General features: G+C 68.1%; 22 protein-coding genes. 8 read left to right on the forward strand and 14 right to left on the reverse strand.

Annotated features, from left to right (window positions below; translation table 11 throughout):
• Positions 1 to 9: 9 nt before the first annotated feature.
• From EV685_RS14715 to EV685_RS14725, 3 genes are all read right to left on the reverse strand, one after another.
• Positions 10 to 1,932, reverse strand: coding sequence for a PrkA family serine protein kinase (locus EV685_RS14715; protein WP_130482777.1), 1,923 nt, complete (start codon positions 1,930 to 1,932; stop codon positions 10 to 12).
• A 380-nt stretch (positions 1,933 to 2,312) separates the two neighbouring features.
• The gene (locus tag EV685_RS14720; protein WP_130482778.1) at positions 2,313 to 3,221 is read right to left on the reverse strand and encodes a ParB/RepB/Spo0J family partition protein; all 909 of its coding nucleotides are present in this window, start codon (positions 3,219 to 3,221) and stop codon (positions 2,313 to 2,315) included.
• Positions 3,222 to 3,264: 43 nt separating this feature from the next.
• A complete protein-coding gene (locus EV685_RS14725) occupies positions 3,265 to 3,882 on the reverse strand; it encodes an RBBP9/YdeN family alpha/beta hydrolase (protein WP_130482779.1) in 618 nt (205 codons plus the stop codon).
• A gap of 50 nt (positions 3,883 to 3,932) precedes the next feature.
• Here EV685_RS14725 and argC point away from each other — a divergent pair, with 50 nt between their 5' ends.
• Positions 3,933 to 4,865, forward strand: coding sequence for an N-acetyl-gamma-glutamyl-phosphate reductase (gene argC / locus EV685_RS14730; protein WP_130482780.1), 933 nt, complete (start codon positions 3,933 to 3,935; stop codon positions 4,863 to 4,865).
• 90 nt (positions 4,866 to 4,955) lie between these two features.
• Here argC and EV685_RS14735 read toward each other — a convergent pair whose 3' ends face one another.
• Positions 4,956 to 5,333, reverse strand: a complete 378-nt coding sequence (locus EV685_RS14735; RefSeq protein ID WP_130482910.1) for an SWIB/MDM2 domain-containing protein — start codon at positions 5,331 to 5,333, stop codon at positions 4,956 to 4,958.
• Positions 5,334 to 5,697: 364 nt separating this feature from the next.
• Here EV685_RS14735 and EV685_RS14740 point away from each other — a divergent pair, with 364 nt between their 5' ends.
• The 5 genes from EV685_RS14740 to EV685_RS14760 all read left to right on the forward strand — a co-directional run bounded on the left by EV685_RS14740 (position 5,698) and on the right by EV685_RS14760 (position 9,999).
• Positions 5,698 to 6,414 carry a TerC family protein gene (locus tag EV685_RS14740; protein ID WP_130482781.1) on the forward strand — a complete coding sequence of 239 codons (717 nt, stop codon included), beginning with the start codon at positions 5,698 to 5,700 and terminating at the stop codon, positions 6,412 to 6,414.
• 44 nt (positions 6,415 to 6,458) lie between these two features.
• Positions 6,459 to 7,409 (forward strand): serine/threonine-protein kinase, encoded by a 951-nt coding sequence (locus tag EV685_RS14745; protein WP_130482782.1) that lies wholly within the window; start codon positions 6,459 to 6,461, stop codon positions 7,407 to 7,409.
• Between the two features lie 31 nt (positions 7,410 to 7,440).
• On the forward strand, positions 7,441 to 8,247 hold the full coding sequence (locus EV685_RS14750; RefSeq protein ID WP_130482911.1) for a Stp1/IreP family PP2C-type Ser/Thr phosphatase: 807 nt from the start codon (positions 7,441 to 7,443) through the stop codon (positions 8,245 to 8,247).
• Between the two features lie 42 nt (positions 8,248 to 8,289).
• Positions 8,290 to 8,979: an FHA domain-containing protein gene (locus EV685_RS14755; RefSeq protein ID WP_130482783.1), complete on the forward strand. Its 690-nt coding sequence runs from the start codon at positions 8,290 to 8,292 to the stop codon at positions 8,977 to 8,979.
• A 243-nt stretch (positions 8,980 to 9,222) separates the two neighbouring features.
• On the forward strand, positions 9,223 to 9,999 hold the full coding sequence (locus EV685_RS14760) for an MBL fold metallo-hydrolase (RefSeq protein ID WP_130482784.1): 777 nt from the start codon (positions 9,223 to 9,225) through the stop codon (positions 9,997 to 9,999).
• 15 nt (positions 10,000 to 10,014) lie between these two features.
• Here EV685_RS14760 and EV685_RS14765 read toward each other — a convergent pair whose 3' ends face one another.
• The 3 genes from EV685_RS14765 to EV685_RS14775 all read right to left on the reverse strand — a co-directional run bounded on the left by EV685_RS14765 (position 10,015) and on the right by EV685_RS14775 (position 13,521).
• The gene (locus EV685_RS14765) at positions 10,015 to 10,776 is read right to left on the reverse strand and encodes a sulfite exporter TauE/SafE family protein (protein ID WP_130482785.1); all 762 of its coding nucleotides are present in this window, start codon (positions 10,774 to 10,776) and stop codon (positions 10,015 to 10,017) included.
• Positions 10,777 to 11,153: 377 nt separating this feature from the next.
• Positions 11,154 to 12,821 carry a GMC family oxidoreductase gene (locus tag EV685_RS14770; protein ID WP_130482786.1) on the reverse strand — a complete coding sequence of 556 codons (1,668 nt, stop codon included), beginning with the start codon at positions 12,819 to 12,821 and terminating at the stop codon, positions 11,154 to 11,156.
• A gap of 58 nt (positions 12,822 to 12,879) precedes the next feature.
• The gene (locus tag EV685_RS14775) at positions 12,880 to 13,521 is read right to left on the reverse strand and encodes a MarC family protein (protein ID WP_130482787.1); all 642 of its coding nucleotides are present in this window, start codon (positions 13,519 to 13,521) and stop codon (positions 12,880 to 12,882) included.
• A gap of 227 nt (positions 13,522 to 13,748) precedes the next feature.
• On the opposite strand from EV685_RS14775, the gene EV685_RS14780 reads away from it, so the two are divergent.
• Entirely contained in the window at positions 13,749 to 14,252 is a 504-nt protein-coding gene (locus EV685_RS14780; protein WP_130482788.1) for an RNA recognition motif domain-containing protein, read from the forward strand.
• A gap of 184 nt (positions 14,253 to 14,436) precedes the next feature.
• On the opposite strand, the gene EV685_RS14785 is transcribed toward EV685_RS14780, so the two are convergent.
• From EV685_RS14785 to EV685_RS14800, 4 genes are read right to left on the reverse strand one after another with little or no spacing between them, the layout of a single operon-like run.
• Positions 14,437 to 15,255 (reverse strand): SDR family oxidoreductase, encoded by an 819-nt coding sequence (locus EV685_RS14785; protein ID WP_130482789.1) that lies wholly within the window; start codon positions 15,253 to 15,255, stop codon positions 14,437 to 14,439.
• Positions 15,224 to 15,925, reverse strand: a complete 702-nt coding sequence (gene lptC, locus EV685_RS14790) for an LPS export ABC transporter periplasmic protein LptC (protein WP_130482790.1) — start codon at positions 15,923 to 15,925, stop codon at positions 15,224 to 15,226. Before lptC ends, EV685_RS14785 begins: the two co-directional genes overlap by 32 nt.
• 26 nt (positions 15,926 to 15,951) lie before the next feature.
• A complete protein-coding gene (locus EV685_RS14795) occupies positions 15,952 to 16,566 on the reverse strand; it encodes a KdsC family phosphatase (RefSeq protein WP_130482791.1) in 615 nt (204 codons plus the stop codon).
• A 2-nt stretch (positions 16,567 to 16,568) separates the two neighbouring features.
• Positions 16,569 to 17,585 (reverse strand): KpsF/GutQ family sugar-phosphate isomerase, encoded by a 1,017-nt coding sequence (locus EV685_RS14800; protein ID WP_130482792.1) that lies wholly within the window; start codon positions 17,583 to 17,585, stop codon positions 16,569 to 16,571.
• A 59-nt stretch (positions 17,586 to 17,644) separates the two neighbouring features.
• Here EV685_RS14800 and EV685_RS14805 point away from each other — a divergent pair, with 59 nt between their 5' ends.
• Positions 17,645 to 19,642 carry a monovalent cation:proton antiporter family protein gene (locus EV685_RS14805; RefSeq protein ID WP_130482793.1) on the forward strand — a complete coding sequence of 666 codons (1,998 nt, stop codon included), beginning with the start codon at positions 17,645 to 17,647 and terminating at the stop codon, positions 19,640 to 19,642.
• Between the two features lie 12 nt (positions 19,643 to 19,654).
• Here the strand turns inward: EV685_RS14805 and EV685_RS14810 are convergent, their stop codons facing one another.
• The 3 genes from EV685_RS14810 to mnmE form a co-directional block, all read right to left on the reverse strand.
• Positions 19,655 to 20,041: a 4a-hydroxytetrahydrobiopterin dehydratase gene (locus EV685_RS14810; RefSeq protein WP_130482794.1), complete on the reverse strand. Its 387-nt coding sequence runs from the start codon at positions 20,039 to 20,041 to the stop codon at positions 19,655 to 19,657.
• Between the two features lie 113 nt (positions 20,042 to 20,154).
• Positions 20,155 to 20,622 carry a cyclic nucleotide-binding domain-containing protein gene (locus tag EV685_RS14815; RefSeq protein ID WP_130482795.1) on the reverse strand — a complete coding sequence of 156 codons (468 nt, stop codon included), beginning with the start codon at positions 20,620 to 20,622 and terminating at the stop codon, positions 20,155 to 20,157.
• 174 nt (positions 20,623 to 20,796) lie between these two features.
• Positions 20,797 to 22,269 carry a tRNA uridine-5-carboxymethylaminomethyl(34) synthesis GTPase MnmE gene (gene mnmE / locus EV685_RS14820; protein ID WP_130482796.1) on the reverse strand — a complete coding sequence of 491 codons (1,473 nt, stop codon included), beginning with the start codon at positions 22,267 to 22,269 and terminating at the stop codon, positions 20,797 to 20,799.
• Positions 22,270 to 22,599: the final 330 nt, after the last annotated feature.

Raw genomic sequence — 22,599 nt, forward strand, 5'->3', positions numbered from 1 at the left:
GGGGCTCGGTCAGCTTGACTTGCGAACCCGCAGATACCACTCGCACAGCAGGCGGACTTGCTTGCCGGTGTAGCCCTTGTTGACCATGCGATTGACGAAGTCCTCGTGCTTCTTGGCCTCGTCGGCACTGGCCTTGGCGTTGAAGCTGATGACCGGCAGCAGTTCCTCGGTGTTCGAGAACATCTTCTTCTCGATCACCGCGCGCAGCTTCTCGTAGCTGGTCCAGACCGGGTTCTTGCCCTGGTTGTTGGCCCGTGCGCGCAGCACGAAGTTGACGATCTCGTTGCGGAAGTCCTTCGGGTTGGCGATGCCCGCCGGCTTCTCGATTTTCTCGAGCTCGCCGTTCAGGCTGGCCCGGTCGAAGACCTCGCCGGTGTCGGTGTCGCGGTACTCCTGGTCCTGGATCCAGTAGTCGGCATAGGTCACGTAGCGGTCGAAGATGTTCTGGCCGTACTCGCTGTAGCTTTCGAGGTAGGCGGTCTGGATCTCCTTGCCGATGAACTCCGCATAACGCGGCGCCAGCAGTTCCTTGATGTAGGCGACGTACTTCTGCTCGACCTCGGCGGGGAACTGCTCGCGCTCGATCTGCTGCTCCAGCACGTACATCAGGTGGACCGGGTTGGCGGCCACCTCCTGGCTGTCGAAGTTGAAGACCTTGGAGATGATCTTGTAGGCGAAGCGCGTGCTGATGCCGCTCATGCCCTCGTCGACGCCGGCGTAGTCGCGGTACTCCTGGTAGCTCTTGGCGCGCGGGTCGGTGTCCTTCAGGTTCTCGCCGTCGTAGACCATCATCTTGCTGTAAAGGCTCGAGTTCTCGGGCTCCTTCAGGCGGGTCAGGATGGCGAACTGGCTCATCATCTTCAGCGTGCCCGGCGCGCAGGTCGCACCGGCCAGCGAACTGCCCTTGAGCAGCTTCTCGTAGATCTTCACTTCCTCGCTGACGCGCAGGCAGTAGGGCACCTTGACGATATAGATGCGGTCGAGGAAGGCCTCGTTGTTCTTGTTGTTGCGGAAGGCCTTCCACTCACTCTCGTTGCTGTGCGCCAGCACGATGCCGTCGAAGGGGATCGCGCCGAAGCCCTCGGTGCCCTTGAAGTTGCTTTCCTGCGTGGCGGTCAGCAGCGGGTGCAGGACCTTGATCGGCGCCTTGAACATCTCGACGAATTCGAGCAGGCCCTGATTGGCCAGGCACAGGCCGCCGGAGTAGCTGTAGGCGTCCGGGTCGTCCTGCGCATAGGTCTCGAGCTTGCGGATGTCGACCTTGCCGACCAGCGAGCTGATGTCCTGGTTGTTCTCGTCGCCCGGCTCGGTCTTGGCGATGCCCAGCTGCTTGAGCACGCTGGGGTAGCGCTTGACCACCTTGAAGCGGCGGATGTCGCCGCCGAACTCCTCCAGCCGCTTCACCGCCCACGGGCTCATGATGCGGTTGAGGTAGCGCCTCGGGATGCCGTACTCGCCTTCGAGGATCGGCCCGTCCTCGGCCGCATCGAACAGGCCCAGCGGTGACTCGTTCACCGGCGAGTCCTTGATGGCGTAGAACGGCACGTCTTGCATCAACAGCTTCAGGCGCTCGGCGATCGAGCTCTTGCCGCCGCCGACAGGACCCAGCAGATAGAGGATCTGCTTCTTCTCCTCCAGCCCCTGCGCCGCATGGCGGAAGTAGGACACCACCTGCTCAATGGCGTCCTCCATGCCGTAGAACTCGGCGAAGGCGGGGTAGATCTTGATGACCTTGTTGGCGAACAGCCGTGACAGGCGCGGGTCGTTGCGCGTGTCGATCATCTGGGGCTCGCCGATCGCCTTGAGCATGCGCTCCGGTGCAGTCGCGTAGGCGAGCGGGTTGCGCTTGCACTCGTCGAGGTAGTCCTCCAGCGAGAGTTCCTCCTCGCGGGTGCGCTCGTAGCGCGCGGCAAACTTGCTGATCACGTCCATGCAGGCCTCCTGAGGTTCAGGGGAACCGGCGGACTGATCATGGCCGCCGGTCCAGGGAAGATCTGATGGAGTCCGTGCACCGCCTTCGTGTTGAACGGTGCGAGGCTCCATCAGAGCTTTCCGTCGCTCTGCAGACGTCTTGCGCGTGTCCTTGCGCATGCCTTGGGGTATGACCCGATGATGTCAGCTTCGTTCAAATCGATGCAGGGCATCGATCGAACAAACCCGGAGAAGACAGGGATCTTTACCGGTCGGACCTGTCACGGTTGCAACAATGTCCTGCGTCCATCACGGACGAGACACCCACGCGGTTGACGTTGCAAGCGCTGTGCCGGGGCGGGCCGGCACGGCGGGGCGGATGCAGGCCGTTCAGGCCAGGCTCAAGCCTCGCGCAGACCGAGCTTGTCGAGCAGGCCGTTGAGCTCGTCGAGCGAGCCGAAGGCGATCGCCACCTCGCCCTGTTCGCCGCGCTTGCCGCGCTTCTTGACGCGGATCTCGACGGCCGCGGTCAGCGCGTCGGCGAGCTGTTCCTCGATGCGCGCGATGTCGCGCGACTTCTCGGCCTTGGCGCGCAGCAGCGGCTGCTGTCGACCGACCTCGTGGCGAGCGACGAGCTTCTCGGCCTCGCGCACCGACAGCTTGCGCGCGACGATCTCATGCGCCTGGGTGATCTGGTGCGCCTTGTCCAGAGGCAGCAGCGCACGGGCATGGCCCATGTCCAGGTCGCCGGCCATCAGCAGCTGCTGGACCGGCTCGGCCAGGTTGATCAGGCGAAGCAGGTTGGACGTCGCGCTGCGGCTGCGGCCGATCGCTTGGGCGGCCTCCTCGTGCGTCAGGCCGAACTCGGCAATCAGGCGCTGCACGCCCTGGGCCTCTTCGAGCGGGTTGAGGTCCTCGCGCTGGATGTTCTCGATCAGCGCCATCGCGGCGGCGGCCTGGTCGGGCACCTCGCGCACCAGCACCGGCACCTCGTCCAGACCGGCCATGCGGGCGGCGCGGGTGCGGCGCTCGCCGGCGATGATCTCGTACATCGGCAGGCCGTCGGCGGCGGCCACCGGCCGCACCAGCACCGGCTGCATCACGCCTTGCGAGCGGATGCTGTCGGCCAGCTCGACCAGCGAGCCCTCGTCCATGCGCGTGCGCGGCTGGTACTTGCCGGGTCGCAGCTGATCGAGCTTGACGGCGGAGGGTTGCGGCGCGCTCCCGGCGCTGTCGCTGTCGGCGCCGACCTGGGGCCCGAGCAGGGCCTCCAGACCACGACCGAGACCTTTGGGCTTCTTGGTGACCATGGCGGCGATTGTCGGCGATCCGTCCGCGCCACCGGAGGTCGCGTCAGTCCGGCAGGGCCAGCCGCACGCCCGCAGCCAGCGCACGCAGCAGGTCGTGGCCGTCGTCCCAGTCGCCCAGACCGGATTCGCCGTTGAGGTGCCCGCGCGGGCCGGCCCGATGCACCGGCGCACCCCAATCGGCACAGAAGGCAGCGGCACGGTCCACGCTGCAGTAGGGATCGTCGGTCGAGACCACCGCGAGCGCCGCGAAGGGCAGCCGGCCACGTCGCACCGGACGCCAGTTGTGCAGCTGCGGCGGCATGTCCTCGCGCTCGGTGTCGGGCGGCGCCACCATCAGCGCGGCACGCACACGGTCGGTCAGCCGGCTGTGTTCGGCCCAGGCCGCAACCAGCTGGCAGCCCAGGCTGTGGGCCACCAGCACAACCGGCTCGCGGGTGGCGAGCAGCACCTCGTCGAGCCGCGCCATCCAGTCGCCGCGACGCGGCCAGGTCCAGTCATCCTGTTCGACGCGTTGGTAGCCATGGCGGGCGATCCAGCGGCTCTGCCAGTGCGCGGCGTCGGAGTTGAGCCAGCCCGGCAGGACCAGCACGCGGGCCTTTTCGATGGCCGTCGATGCGGCCGGCGCAAGGGGGTCAGGGGTCAGGTTAGAGGTCATGTGCATGCCGTATTCTTGCGCCTCCTCCCCCCGACCCCAACCGCTGCGGATCCCCCATGAAGCACACCGTCTTCGTCGACGGCCAGGAAGGCACGACCGGCCTGCGCATCCACGAATACCTCGCCGCCCGCGCCGACATCGACGTGCTGCGCATCGCGCCCGAGCTGCGCAAGGACGCCAACGAACGCGCCCGCCTGCTCAACGCCGCCGATGTCGCCTTTCTCTGCCTGCCCGATGCTGCCGCGATCGAAGCGGCCGCGCTGGTCACCAACCCGCGCACCTGCCTGATCGACGCCAGCACCGCGCACCGCATCCACCCGGACTGGCGCTTTGGCCTGCCCGAGCTGGCCGCCGGCCAGCGCGAGGCGCTGCGCACGAGCAAGCGCATCGCCAACCCCGGCTGCCACGCCAGCGCCTTCATCTTGCTGGCCCGGCCGCTGGTCGATGCCGGCCTGATCGCGCCCGAACAGGCGTTGAGCGCGACGTCGATCACCGGCTACTCCGGCGGCGGCAAGAAGATGATCGAGCAGTACGAGGCCGGCGGCGACGCAAAACTGCTGTCGCCGCGCCCCTACGCGCTGGGCCTGGCGCACAAGCACATCCCGGAAATGATGGTGCAGTCGGGCTTGCGCACCAAGCCGGTCTTCATGCCCATCGTGTCGAGCTTCTACAAGGGCCTGGCGGTCACCATCCCGCTGCAGCTGGCCGATGCGGGCGATGCCGAGCGCATCCATGCCGCCTTCCAGAAGCGCTACGACGGCGAGCGCTTCGTGCGCGTCATGCCGCTGGACGACGCGGCCACGCTGGCCGACGGCTTCTTCGACGTGCAGGCCTGCAACGACACCAACCGTGTCGACCTGTTCGTCTTCCGCAATGGCCAGCAGGCCCTGCTGATGGCCCGGCTGGACAACCTCGGCAAGGGAGCCAGCGGCGCGGCAGTCCAGTGCATGAACCTGCACCTGGGCTGCGACGAAGGCCTGGGTCTCTGAGCCGTCACACGTTCGTTGGCACCCCGGAAACGAAACAACCCGGCCTGGGCCGGGTTGTTCGACGTCGGCACATGCCGAACGTGGGGAAGGTCAGGAAAGCTGGTCGCTGATCAGCTTGGTCATCTCGAACATCGAGACCTGATCCTTCTTGAAGATGGCCTTGAGTTTGGCGTCCGCATTGATCATGCGCTTGTTCGCCGCATCCTGAAGCTTGTGCTTCTTGATGTATTCCCAGACCTTCTTGGTCACCTCCGTGCGGGGTGCCGGGGTGGCGCCGATGACCGCGGCCAACGCGGCCGACGGCGTCATCGCCTTCATGAACGCCGCGTTGGGCGTGCGCTTGGCGGCGACCGTCTTGGTAGCGGCCTTCTTGGCGGGTGCCGCAGCCGGCGTGGTGGCCGGAGCCTTGGCCGCCACGGCCTTCTTCGCCGGGGCCTTCTTCGCGGCCGCCTTCTTCGCAGTTGCCATGTGTATTCTCTCCATCAAGGTATGTGATGTGCCGGCGGCGGGCACGTGCCGCATGAGCACGCTTACTCCGACTCGCATCGCGCCGGCGGATGGTACTGCCTCGAATGGGCCGTTGAGAAGGCGTGACAGGACGGTTTCCCTCTGAAAACACCCTGGATTTCCCCTTGACGCGGGCCGCATCGGGCCCGATCCGGTCATATCCCCCGACCCAAGCGATCGATCTGGGGAGCGCCCCGAACCAGTGGTCGTGCGTGGTGCTACGCATGAAGCCGGGCGAAGCGGGCCCATACACTTCAAGCCCGCTGTGCCGCCGTCCTTGCCGAACGGCTGGCCACCGCCCGACACCCACCGACATCAGACCCCCATGGAAACGTTCCTCACCCCCGAGTTCTGGCTCGCCGTCGGCCAGATCATCCTGATCGACATCCTGCTGGGCGGCGACAACGCGGTCGTGATCGCGCTGGCCTGCCGCAAGTTGCCAGACGCGCAGCGCCGGGCAGGCATCCTTTGGGGCACGGCGGGCGCGATCCTGCTGCGCGTGGTGCTGATCTTCTTCGCGCTGACCCTGCTCAAGCTGCCCTTCCTGAAGATCGTTGGCGCCTTGCTGCTGCTGTGGATCGGCATCAAGCTCCTGGTGCCCGAAGATGACGACGGCCACGAAGGCATCCAGGCCAGCGACAAGCTGTGGGCGGCGGTCAAGACCGTGATCGTGGCCGACTTCGTGATGAGCCTGGACAACGTCATCGCGATTGCCGGTGCGGCCGAGACCGCTGGCGAAGGGCACCAGATGCCGCTGGTCATCTTCGGCCTGCTGGTGAGCATCCCGATCATCGTTTGGGGCAGCCAGCTGGTGATCAAGCTGATGGACCGCTTCCCGATGATCATCACGCTCGGCGCCATGTTGCTGGGCTGGATCGCCGGCACGATGGCGGTCACCGATCCCGCGATCGGTCGCTGGCTGACCGATGGGGTCGAGGTCTCCGACCTGCTGCGCTACGCGGCCGGCGCCTTTGGTGCGTTGCTGGTGCTCGGCGCGGGACGCTGGATGGTCTCGCGCAAGGCGGCTGCGCCAGCCGCCTGATGGGCGCTGACGACCACCCGGTGTCGCACTCCCGCTGACCTCCAATGCAGGAGCGCATCGGCCCCTACGAACTGGAACAGGAGCTCGGGCGCGGCACCATGGGCCGCGTCCACCGGGCCCATGACAGCCGCGACGGGCGACCCGTGGCGATCAAGACCTTGTCGCTCGGCAGCGAGTTCCAGGGTTACGCCCTCGACGAGGCTCGAACCCGTTTCCAGCGCGAGGCCCAGGCGGCACGGCGACTGCGGCATCCCGACATCGTCGACGTGCTCGACTGCGGAGACAACGGCACGCTCGCCTACCTCGTGATGGAGCTGTTGACCGGCAGGGACCTGACCACCCACACCCGACCGGCTGCCCTTCTGCCGGTCAGCCAAGTGCTGGCCATCGGCGCCCGCGTGGCCGATGCCCTGGCCCATGCACATGACCACGGCGTGGTGCACCGCGACATCAAGCCGGCCAACGTGATGATCGATCCGGCCAAGGACCAGGTGAAGGTGACCGACTTCGGCGTGGCCCGGCTCCTCGACGCGAGCCGCACGCGTACCGGTCTGGTGCTGGGCTCGCCCTCCTACATGTCACCCGAACAGCTGGCCGGTCGGGCGGTCGATGGACGCTGCGACCTGTACTCGCTCGGCGTCGTGCTGTTCCAGTTGCTGACCGCACGTCTGCCCTTCAGCGGCGCCAGCATGAGCGAACTGATGGCGGCGGTTGCCCAGCAAGCTGCGCCCGATGCCCGCGAACTTCGGCCCGGCTTGCCGGACGCGCTGGCCGACGTCGTCTCCATCCTGCTGGAGAAACGCCCGGAGTTGCGATATGCCGACGGTCACAGCCTTGCCGGCGACCTGCGCCTGGTGGCGTCCAGGATGCGCCCGCGGGCGGGCAGCGACGCAGCCGCCGAGGCCACGCTGTCGCCAGTTAGTGGCGGCCAGCAACGCCTGCAAGCCGATCGTGGCGAAGGCGCTTCCGACGATGCGGATGCCCTCCCGGGTTGAGGGCGATGCGGGCACAATTGTTTGCGTGAACATGGACAGATCCAGCCCCGCGCACCTCAGCTACGAGTTCCAGGCCGTGACCGATCGCGGCCGGGTTCGTACCAATAACGAAGACTCGGTGGCCATCGCCGAGGATGCCGCACTGGCCGTGCTGGCTGACGGCATGGGCGGCTACAACGCCGGCGAGGTAGCCAGCGGCATGGCCACCGCCTTCATCAGCTCCGAACTGGGGCGCTGGCTGGTCGAGGCGTCAGGCGAGGTCAGCGACCACGACGTGCGCCGCGCGATGGACGTCTGCGTCGACAACGCCAACCGCGCCATCTTCAACGCCGCCAACGCCAATCCGCAGTACGCCGGGATGGGCACCACGCTGGTGGTGGCCGTGCTGCGCGGCACCCAGCTGCTGCTGGGCCACATCGGCGACTCGCGCGCTTACCGTTGGCGGGAAGGCCAGCTGGTCCAGCTCACGCGCGACCACTCCCTTCTGCAGGAACAGATCGACGCCGGCCTGCTGTCGCCCGAACAGGCCGCTTTGAGCCTCAACAAGAACCTCGTCACCCGAGCCGTCGGCGTCGAGGACATCGTGCTGCTTGAAGTCCACCATCATGCGTTGGCGGCCGACGACTGGATCCTGATGTGTTCGGACGGCCTGTCGGACATGCTCGACGATGCCCGCATCGCCGAGGTCCTCAGGGGCCACGAGCAGGTGGCAGATGCCGCACAAGCCCTTGTTGAAGCAGCCAATGAAGCAGGCGGACGCGATAACATCGCTGTGATACTGGTGGCTGTGCGAGCTGCTGCTTCAGCAGGACGCGCGTGGTGGCCTTTCCGGCGGTGAGGGCTCCGGAACCAGAAAGACCCCCCAGCTCAGAGGTCGTGCATGCCTAAGCTTGTCGTTTCGTTGGACGGTGTCGTCATCAAGGAAGTCCAACTCACCAAGGACAAGACGACGCTGGGTCGTCGGCCCTACAACGACATCGTGATCGACAACCTCGCCGTCAGCGGCGAGCACGCGGTCCTCCAGATGGTCGGTCAGGACGTCTACATCGAGGATCAGAACAGCACCAACGGCACCTACATCAACGGTCGTGCCGTCAAGAAGCAGCTGCTGCAGCACAACGACACAGTCGAGATCGGCAAATACAAGATCAAGTATTTGGTCGAGGACAGCGCCGATTACGAGAAGACGATGATCCTCAAGCCTGGGCAGATGCCGCCGGGCATCGGTGGTGCGAGGCCGCAGATGCCGACGTCGCCCGGCCATCTGCCCCCGCCATCGAACTTCGGCAGCCTGGGGATCTCGACGGTCACGCAGGCTTCCATCAAGGTGCTGTCCGGCGCTGCGGCTGGACGCGAGGTCGCGCTGACCAAGGTCGTGACCACCGTTGGCAAACCTGGCGTGCAGGTCGCATCCATCACGAAGCGACCGGGCGGCTACGTGTTTGCGCACGTGGAAGGCGGCACCCGACCGACCGTCAACGGCTCGGCCGTGCAGGGTGACCCGGTGCACCTGAAGGACGGCGACGTCATCGAGCTGGCCGGCACGCAGATGCAGTTCGTCCAGCCCTGACCGGGCCTGGGCGCAACGGCCGCTGACCAAGCCAGCGGCTCATCCGACGCCCTTCCGGCACCGACCCGCGTGCCCTTGTTCACGTCCGACACATTTCGCGGTCGACCGCATGCGGGCCCAGTGCGTTTGTACGCAACCGGGCGCTTGCCCGGGGCCGCGCCGGAGGGCAGCATTCGTGCCTTGATCGCCCTTGGTGCTGCCGTCCCTCCGACGGTTGCGCGGTGGGCCTGACCTGGAATTCGAATGAACTTGCGCGTCCTCGGCTGTTCGGGCTCGATTGCCCAGGACTGCCGAACCACCTCCTTTCTGCTCAATGACAGCATCCTGATCGACGCGGGCACCGGCGTGGGCGACCTCACGCTCGACGAGATGGCTCGCATCGATCACATCCTGATCTCGCATTCGCACCTCGACCACGTGCTCGGCATCGCCCTGATCGCCGACAGCGTGATGCATCGGCGCATGTCCGGCGAGCAGTGCAAGCCGATCCGCGTGCATGCCCTGCCCGAGACGCTCGAAGCGCTGCGCCGGCATGTCTTCAACAACGTGATCTGGCCAGACTTCACCCGCCTGCCACGGCCGCAGCAACCCATCCTGGAGCTGCATCCGATCGAGATCGGCCAGTGCCTGACGCTCGCCGACCTGCCCATCGAGGTGCTGCCCGCCGCCCACACCGTGCCGGCCTGCGGCTTCGGCGTGGCCACGCCCAGCGGCTGGTGGATCTACACCGGTGACACCGGTCCAAACCCCGCGCTGTGGCGCACGCTGCGGGGTCGTCGCATTGCCCAGTTGGTGATCGAGACGGCCTTCAGCGACGACGAGCGCGCGCTGGCCGAGGTCAGCAAGCATCTGTCGCCCAGCATGCTGGCCGACGAGCTGGGCCAGCTTGAAGAGCACACCCGCGTGGCGATCACCCACGTCAAGCCAGGCGAGATGGCGGCAGTGACTGGCCAGCTCGCCGCCATGGGCCTGGGCCGCACGATCACGCCGCTGGCACGCGGCGAGACCTTCACCTTCTGAGACACCAACGGCGGTTCAGAGCCGCCAGGCGTCCCAGCCAGTGCGAAGGATCAGCAGGCTGACGACGACGATGAAGACGCCGCGCACGAAGCCCGCGCCGCGCTTCAGGGCCAGGTGCGTGCCGACGTAGCTGCCCGCCACATTGGCCACCGCCATGGTCGCGGCCACCTGCGGCATCACATGCCCGGCAGCCACGAACCAGGCCAGTGCGGCGACGTTGGTCGCCACGTTCAGCAGCTTGGCGCTGGCCGAGGCATGCAGGAAGTCGTAGCCCAGCGAACGAACCAGCAGGAAGACGAAGAAGCTGCCTGTGCCCGGGCCGAAGAAGCCGTCGTAGAAGCCGATCACCCCGCCGATCAGGATGGCAATGCCGCGCTCGGCCGAGACGCTGCGGTGCGGTGCGTGCTCACGCCCGAGGTCCTTGCGGCTCAGGGTGTAGACCAGCACCGCCGCGAGGATGAAGGGCAGCGCCTTGCGCAGGCTGCCCGCACTGACCTGCGTGACCAGCCAGGCGCCAAAGGCCGCCCCCGCAAAGGCCGCCACCATGGCCGGCCCCAGCGAAGACCAGTTCAGCGTGACACGCCGCGCATACAGCCGCGCTGCCCAGGCGGTGCCCCAGACAGAGGCGCTCTTGTTGGTGCCAAACAGCGTGGCCGGCGCCACGCCCGGATAGGCCGCGAACAGGGCCGGTACCAGCACCAGCCCGCCACCGCCGACGATGGCGTCGACGAAGCCCGCCAGTGCGGACGCCAGCGTCACCCAGATCCATTCCGTCATGCCCGTGTGTCCCTCGTGAGCCGGTCGACCGCGCTTCATGTGCCCGCGCCGGCCCCCGGTCACGTCCAGACAAAGAAAAAGGCGCCGGCATGACCGGCGCCTTCGAATTGTCTCTTGTGTGATGAGGCGGCATCGCCTGCACCCATCGGGATCGAGCCCTGGAACAGCCTGTGCCGGCTGCTTTTCCTGGACGTTTCCGCGCTGATGTTGTTCTGCGGATTCCGTCCGATCTTGCGAGTCTTGTCTCCTCAGCACCTCGCTCCGGCAAGGTGCCGCTGGGGCCCCGCTTGCGAGTCGCTGGACTGTATCGATCCGCCGCGCACGTCAGCATCAGGAAGAACCCGCACCGCTGTCGGGCGCGGCGCACCGTCTAGGTGTCAGGCCGTGCCCGCACCCGCATCGGCCCGGATCCAGGCTGCCGCTCGCTCGGCCAGCATCAGCGTCGGGGAATTGGTGTTGCCGCTCGTGATGGTGGGCATGACGCTGGCATCCACCACGCGCAGGCCGCGAATGCCGCGCACGCGCAGCCGGCTGTCGACCACCGCACCGGCATCGTCGGCCGTCCCCATGCGGCAGGTGCCGACCGGGTGAAAGATCGTCGTGCCGATGTCTCCGGCCAGGCGCGCCAGGTCCTCGTCGCTGTCCGGGCCGGGCCCAGGCTTGACTTCCTGCGGCCGGAACGGCGCCAGCGCAGACTGGCCGACGATGCGCCGGGTCAAGCGCAGCGACTGCGCGGCGACGCGCCGATCTTCCTCGGTCGACAGGTAATTGGGCGCGATGGCCGGGGCATCCTCGATGCGCGGGCTGCGGATGTGGACCTCGCCACGCGAACTGGGGTTGAGGTTGCAGACGCTGGCCGTGAACGCATCGAAGGGATGCAAGGGCTCGCCAAAGGCATCCAGCGACAGCGGCTGGACGTGGTACTCGAGGTTGGCGTGGGCGCGATCCGGGTCTGAGCGCGCGAAGGCACCCAGCTGCGAGGGCGCCATGCTCATCGGACCGCTGCGCCGCAATGCGTACTCCAGGCCAATCCTGGCCTTGCCCCACCAACTGCGCGAGAGGGTGTTGAGCGTGCGCGTGCCCTGCACGCCGTAGACCGAGCGGATCTGCAGGTGGTCCTGCAGGTTCTGGCCGACGCCCGGCAATTCGTGCTGTGGCGTCACCCCCAGCCCATGCAGTCGCGCACCATCACCGATCCCCGACAACTGCAGGACCTGCACGCTGCCGATGCTGCCGGCACTCAACAGCACCTCGCCGCTGGCGTGCACGGTCTCGACGCCGTGCGGCGTGCGGACTTCGACACCGGTGCAGCGCATCGCGCCGTCGGCCTGGCGCTCAAGCAGCAGGCGCTGGACGTGCACGCCGGTCCACATCTCGAAGTTGGTCCGACCAAAGCAGGTCGGCCGCAGGAAGGCCTTGGCGGTGTTCCAGCGCAGGCCCTTGCGTTGGTTGACCTCGAAGTAGCCGACCCCCGTGTTGTCGCCCTGGTTGAAGTCCTTCGTGGCCGGAATGCCCGCCTGGACAGCGGCCTGCGCAAACGCGTCGAGGATCTCCCAGCTCAGGCGCTGTTTCTCGACCCGCCACTCGCCACCGTGGCCGTGGGCTCGGGCGAAGGCGGCATCGGGCGGCTCGGTGGCGCCCTCGTCGAGTCGCCAGTGGTTCTCGTGGGCCTTGAAGGCGGACAGGCAATGCTCCCAGCGCCAGGCGTCGTCGCCGGTCAGATCCGCCCACTGCTCGTAGTCGCGCGCCTGGCCACGCATGTAGATCATGCCGTTGATGCTGGAACTGCCCCCCAGCACCTTGCCTCTCGGGTAACGCAACGAGCGGCCGTTGAGTCCGGCCTCCGGTTCGGTGCGGTAGAGCCAGTCGGTGCGCGGGTTGCCGATGCAATGCAGGTAGCCGACGGGAATGTGGATCCAGTGGTAGTCGTCGTGTCCGCCGGCTTCAAGCAGCAGCACGCGGCATTGCCGATCGGCGGACAGACGGTTGGCCAGCAGGCTGCCGGCCGTGCCGGCGCCGATGATGATGTGATCGAAAGTGGGCATGGGTCGAGGTCGGATCCGGGTTCTGGTTCTTGTTGGAGAGGAAGGTCTGGGATGCCATTCAGCGCGCCACGCCGGTCGCCAGCACGGGGAACAGCTTGGTCAGTCCCTCGGCCATGATCTCAACGGCCAGCGCCGCCAGGATCAACCCCATCAGGCGCGTCATGACGTTGATGCCTGTCGTGCCCAGCCAGCGGGCGATGCGCCCAGCGGCGGAGAAGCTGGCGAAGGTCGCTAGACCGACCACCACGCCATAGCCGACCAGGGCCGCCAGTTGGGTCCAGTGCCGGGTTTGGTCGGCATAGATGACCATGGTGGAGATGGTCGCCGGCCCGGTCAGCAGGGGGATGGTCAGGGGCACGACGGCGATGCTGGCGCCGGCATCGACCTTCTGCTCGCCCTCGCTGACGTCACCGCGTCGGCTCTCGGCCGGCTGAGCGTTGAGCATTTGCAGCGCGCTGATCAGCAGCAAGGTGCCGCCGCCGACCTGGAACGAGGCCAGCGAGATGCCGAAGAATTCGATCACCTGCAGGCCGGCCAGGGCACTGATCGAGATGACACAGAAGGCGGTGAAGCTGGACACACGGATGGTGTGGCGGCGCTGTGCCGCATCCAGCCCTTGCGTGAAGTGGATGAAGAACGGCACGACGCCGATCGGGTTGACGATCGCCAGCAAGGCGATCAGCGGCTTGAGGAGGTCCATGGGGGCCCGATTCTCGCGGGGTCGACGTGGCGTGAATTGCGCCACGCGCTGGCCTGGACACAACACTTGTTGACACGCGCCCCTTTCAAGCTCTTGACTGTCGCGCATAATGGCTCTTCGTGTCTGGATGCGTGCGCCTTCTCTGTTCCCTGGAATGAGTGCTGGCTGTAGCTCCGCCACTGGCTCCCCGGCTCGACCGGTACTCGATTGTTGAAAGGCGCTCTTCCATGGGCAACAAACTCTATGTGGGCAACCTCGCCTACAGCGTGCGCGACGAAGATCTGAACGACGCGTTCTCCCAGTTCGGTGCGGTCCAGTCCGCCAAGGTGATGATGGACCGCGAAACCGGCCGCTCCAAGGGCTTCGGCTTTGTGGAGATGGGTTCGGACGCCGAAGCCCAGGCAGCCATCAACGGTCTCAACGGCCAGGCCATCAGTGGCCGCGCGGTCGTCGTGAACGAGGCTCGCCCCCGTGAAGAGAAGCCGGGCGGCTTCCGCAGCCCCTACGGTGGCGGCGGCGGCGGTGGTGGCCGCAGCGGCGGCGGCGGCGGTGGCGGTGGCGGCTACAGTGGTGGCGGCGGCGGCGGTGGCGGTGGCGGCGGTGGTTTCCGCAGCCCCTACGGCGGCGGCGGCGGCGGTGGTGGCCGCAGCGGTGGCGGCGGTGGCCGCGGCTACGGCGGCGGTGGTGGTGGTGGCGGCGGCTACGGTGGTGGTGGTGGCTACGGCTACTGAACCGGTCCGGAAGCTGCGGCGATCCTGGGCCGGACCCGGCTGATCGGTAGCCAGCTACCTCGATCAGCCTGAGAAACCCCTCAGATCACTGCACGCCAGATTGAAAAGCCGACCTGCGGGTCGGCTTTTTCACGTCTGTGCTTTCCCCGCGAGACGCCGTCTACCGGGCCGTGGGCGTGCGGGCTCACTCCTCAGCGGGCGCGCGACGGGGTTTGCGTGGGCGTCCAGCCATCAGCCGGTCGAACAGGGCGTCGGGCAGCCATCGCAACAGCGTCGCAACCAGACCCATCGGCCAGGGGATCACCCGTCGGCTCACGCCCTGGTCGATCGCCTTCAGCGCTTGGGCCGCGAACGCATCCGGCCGCATCAGGAAAGGCATGGGATAGGGGTTGGACTGGGTCAGCGGCGTGGCGACGAAGCCCGGCAGCAGCGTGACAACCCGCAAGCCGTGCGCCCGCTGCTCGACGCGCAGGCTCTCGCAGTAGCTGATGACGGCGGCCTTGCTGGCGCAATAGCCACCGTGGCCCGGCAAGCCTCGGATGCCACCGACGCTCCCGATGCCCACCAGCGCGCCACGCCGGGCCTGCTGCATCGGCGCCAGATAAGGCTGAAAGGTGGCCGCCATGCCGATGACGTTGGTGGCGTAGATCTCTTGCAGCACCGCCAGATCGCTGGCTTCGGCCGTGTCGACCCCGACGCTGATGCCGGCATTGGCGATGACGACATCCGGAACACCCATCTCGGCCATCACCCGATGACCAGCCGCAACGATCTCATCGACCCGGCGCACGTCAGCACACAGGCAAAGCACCCGGCCCGCTTGTGGCGCATGGCCGGACACCCACTCGTGCAGCACGTCAACCCGCCGGGCGATCAGTGCCAGGCGCCAACCCCGCTGGGCATAGGCGTCGGCCAGCGCCAGCCCGATGCCACTGGAGGCGCCGGTGATGACGACCAGCGGCGCGACGCGATCAGCGTTCGCCACGGCTGCGGGTGGCGACATCCACCGGTTCAATCAGGCCTCGCACGCGACCATTCAGCACCATGAGCCGGCCGGCATGGTCGTAGTCGAGGCTGTCGGCATCGAAGCGGCTGCCTCCCAGACTCAGGCGCACCGGTCGATCGCTGCGGATGCGACCCGTTCGGATGTCGATGTCCATCACCTCGCCCGTGAAGACCAGCGCACCGGGCTCACCGGCGATCGGATCACGCTCGACCCGTGCCCCGCCCTCGAGTCGGACCCGGCTGCCATCACCCTCGGCCACCGCACGTGGCGCCACGGCCAGCACCCGGTGCCCGACGGGGTCGGTCCAGCGCACGCGCACACCGTCGATCACCAGTTGGTCGGTGGCCGGGAAATGGCGCACCCGATCGCCTTCGATGACACCCTGTGCCGGTCCGGTGCGGGTGTAGTGCTGGACCGAAAAGCCGCGCATCTCGTAGTCGGGCTCACTGGCCGAGATCGCGACGCTGGGCAGGGTGTCGCCCGACGGCGTCTGGCGCACGAGCCAGCCGGTCGCCGCCGCGATGGCGCCCAGCAACAACACCGGCAGGTACTGCGGCAGCTTGTGGCGCAGCCGCACGGTCCAGGGCAACTGGCGTTCGGGCGCGATCGCCGCGATCAGCGGCGGCAGTGGCAAGGGCAGCGGCAGCGGGCCGGAGTCGTCGTCCATGCGAGATCGGGACGGTGCGAGCGGCCTCAGGCCGACGCACCGTCCAGCGTGGTCAGATGACCGTGCAGCAAGCCGGCGTAGCGCCCGGCGGCCATCAGCAGCAGGTCGCAGAACTCGCGCGCTGCACCCTGGCCGCCCGGCACGGCGGTAACGTGGTGGGCCACGGCCCGGACCTCGGCGTGTGCCTGAGCAGGCGCACAGGCGAAGGCGCAGCGGGTCATCAGCGGCAGGTCAGGCCAGTCGTCGCCGATCACGGCCAGCTCGGACCAGTCCACGCCGAGTCGAGCCAGCAACGCGGCGGCGGCGGCCAACTTGTCATGCACGCCGAACAAGGCTTCGGTCACGCCCAGATCGGCGCAGCGTCGGCGCACGCCCGGCGAATCGCGGCCGGTCAGCACGACCGGCGTGATGCCACCCCGCGCGAGCAACTTGATGCCGTGGCCGTCCAGTGTGTTGAAGGCCTTTTCGGCCTCGCCATCCGCGCCGATCAGGATGCGCCCGTCGGTCAGACAGCCGTCGACGTCGAAGATCGCCAGCCGTACGCCTTGGGCTTGCAGCAGCAAGGCCGCATCGAAGCCCAGCGTCGGCCGGACCGGCCGACCCGGCGGGATCACGGGATGAGCCACCGTCGCAGCGCACATGCTCAGATCACCTTGGCGCGCATCAGGTCGTGCGTGTTGACCGCACCGACCAGCCGACCGTCGGCATCGCTGACGAGCAGGGCGTTGACGCGTGCGTCTTCCATGCGCGTGGCGGCCTCGACGGCCAGGGCGTCCTGCGGCACGCTGCGCGGATTCGGGCGCATCACCGAACGGGCATCGAGGCCGCGCAGGTCCAGGCCGGACTCGATCGCGCGGCGCAGGTCGCCGTCGGTGAAGATGCCGATCGCCCGGCCGTCGGCATCGACGATGGCGGTGGCACCCAGACCCTTGCCGCTCATCTCGCGCATCACCTCCAGGAAGGGCGTCTCGGGCCCGACGCGCGGCACCGCATCGCCCTTGCGCATGATGTCGCGCACATGGGTCAGCAGCTTGCGGCCCAGTGCGCCACCCGGGTGCGACCGGGCGAAGTCCTCTGCCCTGAAGCCGCGGGCATCGAGCAGCGCGACGGCGAACGCATCGCCCAGCGCGAGCTGCGCGGTGGTGCTGGCGGTTGGTGCGAGGTTGAGCGGGCAGGCCTCCTGCTCGACCCGGTTGGACAGCACCAGGTCGGCATGCGCGGCCAGCGTCGATTCGGCCCGACCGGTCATCGCGATCAACGTGATGCCCACACGCTTGAGCGCCGGCAGGATGGCGGCGAGTTCATCGCTCTCGCCGGAGTTGGAGATCGCCAGCACGACATCACCGGGCTGGACCATGCCGAGGTCGCCGTGGCTGGCTTCGGCCGGGTGCACGAACAGGGCCGGCGTGCCGGTCGAGGCCAGCGTCGCGGCGATCTTGCGACCGACATGGCCGCTCTTGCCCATGCCCATCACCACGACACGTCCGCCGCAGGCCAGCGTGCGACGCACCGCCTCAGCGAAGGACTCGCCCTGCTGGGCCTGCAGCGCAACCAGGGCGTCGGCCTCGATCTGGAGGGTCTGACGGGCCATGTCGATGGCGCGTGCGGGGTCGAAGGCGGGGCTGTTCACAGGCGTGTGCGCCGGTCTTGCCGGCCTCATGTCTTACGATCGGTCGATTCTAGGCGGCACCCCTCGCGCGCCTGTCCGACCCCGCCCCGATGGCCACCTCGCTCGACCTTGCGCTGCTCTACCTGCTGGCCGCCGTCACCGGCGTGGTGATCTGCCGGCTGCTCAAGTTGCCGGCCATGCTGGGCTACCTGATCGTGGGCGTGCTGATCGGACCGCATGCCCTGGCACTGGCCAAGGACTCGGCCGGCATCCGCTACCTGGCCGAGTTCGGCGTGGTGTTCCTGATGTTCGTGATCGGGCTGGAGTTCAACCTGCCCAAGCTGCGCAGCATGTGGCGGCTGGTGTTCGGCCTGGGCATGGGCCAGGTCGTGCTGACCATCGCCGGCGCGGTGCTCGGCAACATCTTCCTCACGGCGGTCTTCGCCTGGTTCGCCCGCCCCTGGGAACTGCACTGGACCGGCGCGATGGCCCTGGGCGCCGCGTTGGCGATGTCCAGCACGGCGATCGTCGCCAAGATGATGGCCGAGCGGCTCGAACTGGAGAGCGACCACGGCCGGCGCGTCATGGGCGTGCTGCTGTTCCAGGACATTGCGGTGGTGCCCTTGCTGGTGCTGATCCCGGCCCTGGCCCAAGGCGGCGACAACATCGTCCGCACGCTGGGCGTTGCCGTGCTGAAGGCCGCTGTGCTGCTGGCGGTGCTGTTCTGGGGCGGCCAGCGCCTGATGCGCTGGTGGCTCACTCGGGTGGCCAAGCGCAAGAGCGAGGAACTGTTCATCCTCAACCTGCTGCTGATCACGCTGGGCCTGGCCTGGCTGACCGAGCACGCCGGCCTGTCGCTGGCGCTGGGCTCCTTCGTGGCCGGCATGCTGATCGCCGAGACCGAATACAAGCACCAGGTCGAGACCGACATCCGGCCTTTCCACGATGTGCTGCTGGGCCTGTTCTTCATCACCATCGGCATGAAGCTGGATCTGCAGCCAGTGCTCGAACGCTGGCATCTGGTGCTGATGCTGAGCACGGCGCCGGTGCTGGCCAAGGGCCTGCTGGTCGCCGGCCTGGCCCGCATCACCGGCGCACCGGCGGGCGTGGCCATCCGCACCGGCCTGTACCTCGCGCAGGCTGGCGAGTTCGGTTTCGTGCTGCTCAGCCTGGGCACCGAACACGCGTTGATCGCCGACCGCTGGCTCAGTCCGGTGCTGGCCTCGATGGTGCTGTCGATGCTCGCCACGCCCTTCCTGATCATGCACAGCGACCGCATCGTCGTGCGCCTGGCCGCCAGCGACTGGCTGCTGCAGTCGGTCGCGCTGACGAGCATCGCCAAGAAGGCGATCCGCACCGAGGCCCACGTGATCATCTGCGGCTACGGCCGGGCCGGCCAGAACCTGGCCCGTCTGCTCGACAAGGAACGCATCCCCTACATGGCGCTGGACCTCGATCCCGACCGGGTCCGGCAGGCCGCCGCAGCCGGCCAGAGCGTCGTCTTCGGCGACGCCGCGCGGCTGCAGAGCCTGATGGCCGCCGGCCTGGCGCGGGCCAGCGCAGTGGTCATCAGCTACCACGACACGCCCTCGTCGCTGAAGGTGCTGCACCACGTGCACGAGCACGCGCCGCAGGTGCCGGTGGTCGTGCGGACCATCGACGACACCGACCTCGAGAAGCTGCGCGCGGCCGGCGCCACCGAGGTCGTGCCCGAAGCCATCGAGGGCTCGCTGATGCTGGCCAACCACGCGTTGGCGCTGGTCGGCGTGCCGATGCGGCGGGTGTTGCGCATCACCCAGGAAGCCCGCGATGCGCGCTACAGCCTGCTGCGCGGCTACTTCCACGGCGTGGACGACGACACGGTTCATGAGCTGGAACAGGCACGCCTGAGCAGCGTCAGCGTGCCGGCCGCCGCGCCGACCATCGGCCAGACGCTCGACGATCTGGCGCTGGACGCCATCGGCGTGGCGGTGATGTCGATCCGGCGTGCCAGCGGTCAGGTCGAACAGGCCACGGCCGAGACCCCTCTGCGCGGCGGCGACGTGCTGGTGCTGCGCGGCCTGCCCGAAGCGCTCGCGCTGGCCGAAGGCAAGCTCCTGCACGGCTGAGGCGTCAGGCGCTCACGCTTCGTCATCGAACTTGATGTAGCGAAGCCGCGGATCATCCAGCGGCGTGCCTTCGAGCGGGTTGCCGGGCTCATGCTGCGGTCGCCAGGTGACCACGTCCTCGATCTTGCGCGCCAGCGCGAAGTCCTTCTCGGTGATGCCACCGGCCGAATGGGTTGTCAGCTTCACGCCCACGACCGCATAGGTCACCGTCAGATCCGGGTGGTGCCAGCCGGCCTCGGCCAGGTGGCCGATCACGTTGACCACCATCAGCGTGGCCTTCCAGCCGCCCGTGCGGTAGCGGCGTCGCAGCAGGCCGTCCTCCAGCGTCCAGTGCGGCAGTTCGGCCGCGAGGCGGGCGCGGATCTGTTGTTCATCGATGACGGCATCGGTGGGCTTCATCGGGGGCTCCTTCGGGCCATGACAAGGACCCGAGGTTGCCGCAGCCGCCGCTGTCTTGCCGCAAGGCGGCGGATGACAGCACACCCGTCACGGCCTTGCGGCGGGCGGTGGCCTCAGGCCACCGCGATCTGATGGACCATGTTGGCGCGCAGCCGCGCCACCATCACCGCACCGGCCGCGCGCAGGAACTCGATGGCGATGCCCGGCGCGCGGGCGGAGAGTTCCTCGAAGCGCGGCAGGTGCATGGCCCAGACCTGGGTCGGCGTCATCGCCTCGATGTTGGCCGAATGCGGCTGGTCGCTGAACAGGCCCGTCTCGCCCACCAGCGCGCCCGGTCGCAGCAAGGCGATGCGGGCCTGCCCGGCGTTCGGCCCGCTGCGGAAGACCTGCAGCGAGCCGGCGGCGATGAAATACGCCGTGCGATCGGCATCGCCTTGCCGAATCAGCATGTCGCCGGCCCGCATCTCGTAGGCGGCCAGATAGGAGCCCAGCGTTCGCCACTGGAAGCCATCCAGTCGAACCCGGAACGCGTCATCGGTCTTCAGTGATCTGACCACCTGGATCAGGTCTTCAAGGTCCATCGTGGGCTCCATCGCGGGTCATTGCGCCACCGCACCGCGCACAAAAACGATTTCGCCAGATGTTCCAACAGGCCCGCGCCGGGTGCCAGCCCTCAAGCGTGACCAGACGCGACGGAATCGGCGCCGACGCGCATGGCGTGATGACGGGCACCCGCATGGGGGTGCCGGGTCGTGTCACTTCCCGATGCAGAAGCGCCCGAAGATGTCGCCCAGCAGCTCGTCGCTGCTGTACGCGCCGATGACCTCGCCGAGCACGTCATGCGACAGGCGCAGTTCCTCGGCCAGCAGGTCGAGCGCATGGTCGCCCTGGGCGGCCCAGTCGCGCGCGGCGGCCAGATGGCCGGCAGCGGCGCGCATCGCCCGCAGGTGCCGTTCACGGGCGATGAAGACCCCTTCGGGCACGGCCTGCCAGCCGGCCAGTTGCAGCAGCGCACGGCGCAGCGCGTCCAGGCCGGTGCCGGTCTTGGCGCTCAGGCGGATCGGTGCCAGGCCGTCGGCGCTGGCGCCGATGGTGGCCACCACCTCGGCGATGCGCGCGTCCTGACGTGCATCGGCAAGGCCGGGAAGGTCGATCGCATCGGCCTTGTTGAAGACGTGCAGCAGCCGCGCCCCGGCCGGCAGGCGGGCGGCGATCTGTGCCTCGGTGTGGCGGTAGTCGGCCTGGTCCAGCCGGGTCAGGTCGTGCAGGAGCAGCACCGCATCGGCGTCGGCGATGGCCTGCCAGCTGCGCGCGATGCCGATGCGCTCGACCTCGTCGCTGGCCTGCGCGTCCTCGCGCAGCCCGGCGGTGTCGGTGACATGGACCGGCACGCCTTCGATCTGCACGGTCTGGCTGACCTTGTCGCGGGTGGTCCCCGGAATGGCGGTGACGATGGCCAGCTCGGCCCCGGCCAGCGCGTTGAGCAGCGAACTCTTGCCCGCGTTCGGTTGGCCGGCGATGACGACCTGCAGACCTTCGCGCAGCAAGGCGCCTTGCCGCGCCGTGGCCAGCAGGCCATCGAGCCGTGCGGCCAAGCGGTCCAGACGACCGATGGCATCGGCCTTCTGCAGGAAGTCGATCTCCTCTTCCGGGAAATCGAGCGTCGCCTCGACCAGCGCGCGCAGCTCGATCAGGCCCTCGCGCAACTGGCCAACCGGCTGCGACAAGGCACCCGACAGCGACCGGGCGGCACCGCGCGCGGCGGCCTCGGTGCTGGCGTCGATCAGGTCGGCGACGGCCTCGGCCTGGGCCAGGTCGAGCTTGTCGTTGTGAAAGGCCCGCTCGGTGAACTCGCCCGGCATCGCCAATCGCAGACCGGGCAAACGCTGCTGGCCGCTGGCTTGCGGATCGGGCTCGGCGGCGGCCTCCAGGCAACGCGCCAGCAGCAGTTGCAGGACCACCGGGCCGCCATGCGCCTGCAACTCCAGCACGTCCTCACCGGTGTAGCTGTGCGGGGCCGGGAAACGCAGGGCCAGGCCGTGGTCAATGGCGCTGCCATCGGCATTCAGGAAGGGCCCGTAGTGGGCGACGCGGGGCGTGCCGACACGTCCGGTCAAGGCTTGCATCAGGCGGTCAAGGCCGCGACCGGAGACGCGCACGATGCCGACCGCACCGCGTCCGGCGGCGGTGGCGATGGCGACGATGGGCTGGTCGAGACGGGCAAGCATGGGCGGAATTGTCGCCCGCCGCTGCAGGGCGCAGCGCTGATGCGGCCCGTCAGGTGGAGATGTTCGAGCGGGGGGAGGCTGGCCGACTGGCTGAAGGCCTCCTGAGCCAAGGGCGTCGCTGCAGGCTCGTGTTCATCGGGCATCCCGTTGATGCACGTGGTTTCAGAAGCCTGCAGCGACGACCTCGGGTCGGCCCCGCGTTGCTATGGTGCGATCGGTGCCCTGGCCGCTCAACCCCGTAAACGTGGCGGTTGGTGACGGGATGTGGCGCATGTCTCGGCAGCATTGCACGGCCGTCACGCCCGTACCGGTGGAAACAATTCGGGCGGC

The sequence above is a fragment of the Sphaerotilus mobilis genome (genome assembly GCF_004216565.1).
In the GTDB taxonomy this organism is placed as follows: Bacteria; Pseudomonadota; Gammaproteobacteria; order Burkholderiales; family Burkholderiaceae_C; genus Sphaerotilus; species Sphaerotilus mobilis.

Bases quoted from the DNA above. Each gene is read 5' to 3' on its own strand.
- EV685_RS14735 (WP_130482910.1), bottom strand. From the start codon at position 5,333: ATGGCAACTGCGAAGAAGGCGGCCGCGAAGAAGGCCCCGGCGAAGAAG.
- EV685_RS14750 (WP_130482911.1), top strand. From the start codon at position 7,441: ATGGACAGATCCAGCCCCGCGCACCTCAGCTACGAGTTCCAGGCCGTG.
- EV685_RS14725 (WP_130482779.1), bottom strand. From the start codon at position 3,882: ATGCACATGACCTCTAACCTGACCCCTGACCCCCTTGCGCCGGCCGCA.
- argC (WP_130482780.1), top strand. From the start codon at position 3,933: ATGAAGCACACCGTCTTCGTCGACGGCCAGGAAGGCACGACCGGCCTG.
- EV685_RS14745 (WP_130482782.1), top strand. From the start codon at position 6,459: ATGCAGGAGCGCATCGGCCCCTACGAACTGGAACAGGAGCTCGGGCGC.
- EV685_RS14715 (WP_130482777.1), bottom strand. From the start codon at position 1,932: ATGGACGTGATCAGCAAGTTTGCCGCGCGCTACGAGCGCACCCGCGAG.
- EV685_RS14740 (WP_130482781.1), top strand. From the start codon at position 5,698: ATGGAAACGTTCCTCACCCCCGAGTTCTGGCTCGCCGTCGGCCAGATC.
- EV685_RS14720 (WP_130482778.1), bottom strand. From the start codon at position 3,221: ATGGTCACCAAGAAGCCCAAAGGTCTCGGTCGTGGTCTGGAGGCCCTG.
- EV685_RS14815 (WP_130482795.1), bottom strand. From the start codon at position 20,622: ATGGACCTTGAAGACCTGATCCAGGTGGTCAGATCACTGAAGACCGAT.
- lptC (WP_130482790.1), bottom strand. From the start codon at position 15,925: ATGGACGACGACTCCGGCCCGCTGCCGCTGCCCTTGCCACTGCCGCCG.
- EV685_RS14780 (WP_130482788.1), top strand. From the start codon at position 13,749: ATGGGCAACAAACTCTATGTGGGCAACCTCGCCTACAGCGTGCGCGAC.
- EV685_RS14755 (WP_130482783.1), top strand. From the start codon at position 8,290: ATGCCTAAGCTTGTCGTTTCGTTGGACGGTGTCGTCATCAAGGAAGTC.
- EV685_RS14760 (WP_130482784.1), top strand. From the start codon at position 9,223: ATGAACTTGCGCGTCCTCGGCTGTTCGGGCTCGATTGCCCAGGACTGC.
- EV685_RS14805 (WP_130482793.1), top strand. From the start codon at position 17,645: ATGGCCACCTCGCTCGACCTTGCGCTGCTCTACCTGCTGGCCGCCGTC.
- EV685_RS14770 (WP_130482786.1), bottom strand. From the start codon at position 12,821: ATGCCCACTTTCGATCACATCATCATCGGCGCCGGCACGGCCGGCAGC.
- EV685_RS14765 (WP_130482785.1), bottom strand. From the start codon at position 10,776: ATGACGGAATGGATCTGGGTGACGCTGGCGTCCGCACTGGCGGGCTTC.
- EV685_RS14800 (WP_130482792.1), bottom strand. From the start codon at position 17,585: ATGAGGCCGGCAAGACCGGCGCACACGCCTGTGAACAGCCCCGCCTTC.
- EV685_RS14795 (WP_130482791.1), bottom strand. From the start codon at position 16,566: ATGTGCGCTGCGACGGTGGCTCATCCCGTGATCCCGCCGGGTCGGCCG.
- EV685_RS14775 (WP_130482787.1), bottom strand. From the start codon at position 13,521: ATGGACCTCCTCAAGCCGCTGATCGCCTTGCTGGCGATCGTCAACCCG.
- mnmE (WP_130482796.1), bottom strand. From the start codon at position 22,269: ATGCTTGCCCGTCTCGACCAGCCCATCGTCGCCATCGCCACCGCCGCC.
- EV685_RS14810 (WP_130482794.1), bottom strand. From the start codon at position 20,041: ATGAAGCCCACCGATGCCGTCATCGATGAACAACAGATCCGCGCCCGC.
- EV685_RS14785 (WP_130482789.1), bottom strand. From the start codon at position 15,255: ATGTCGCCACCCGCAGCCGTGGCGAACGCTGATCGCGTCGCGCCGCTG.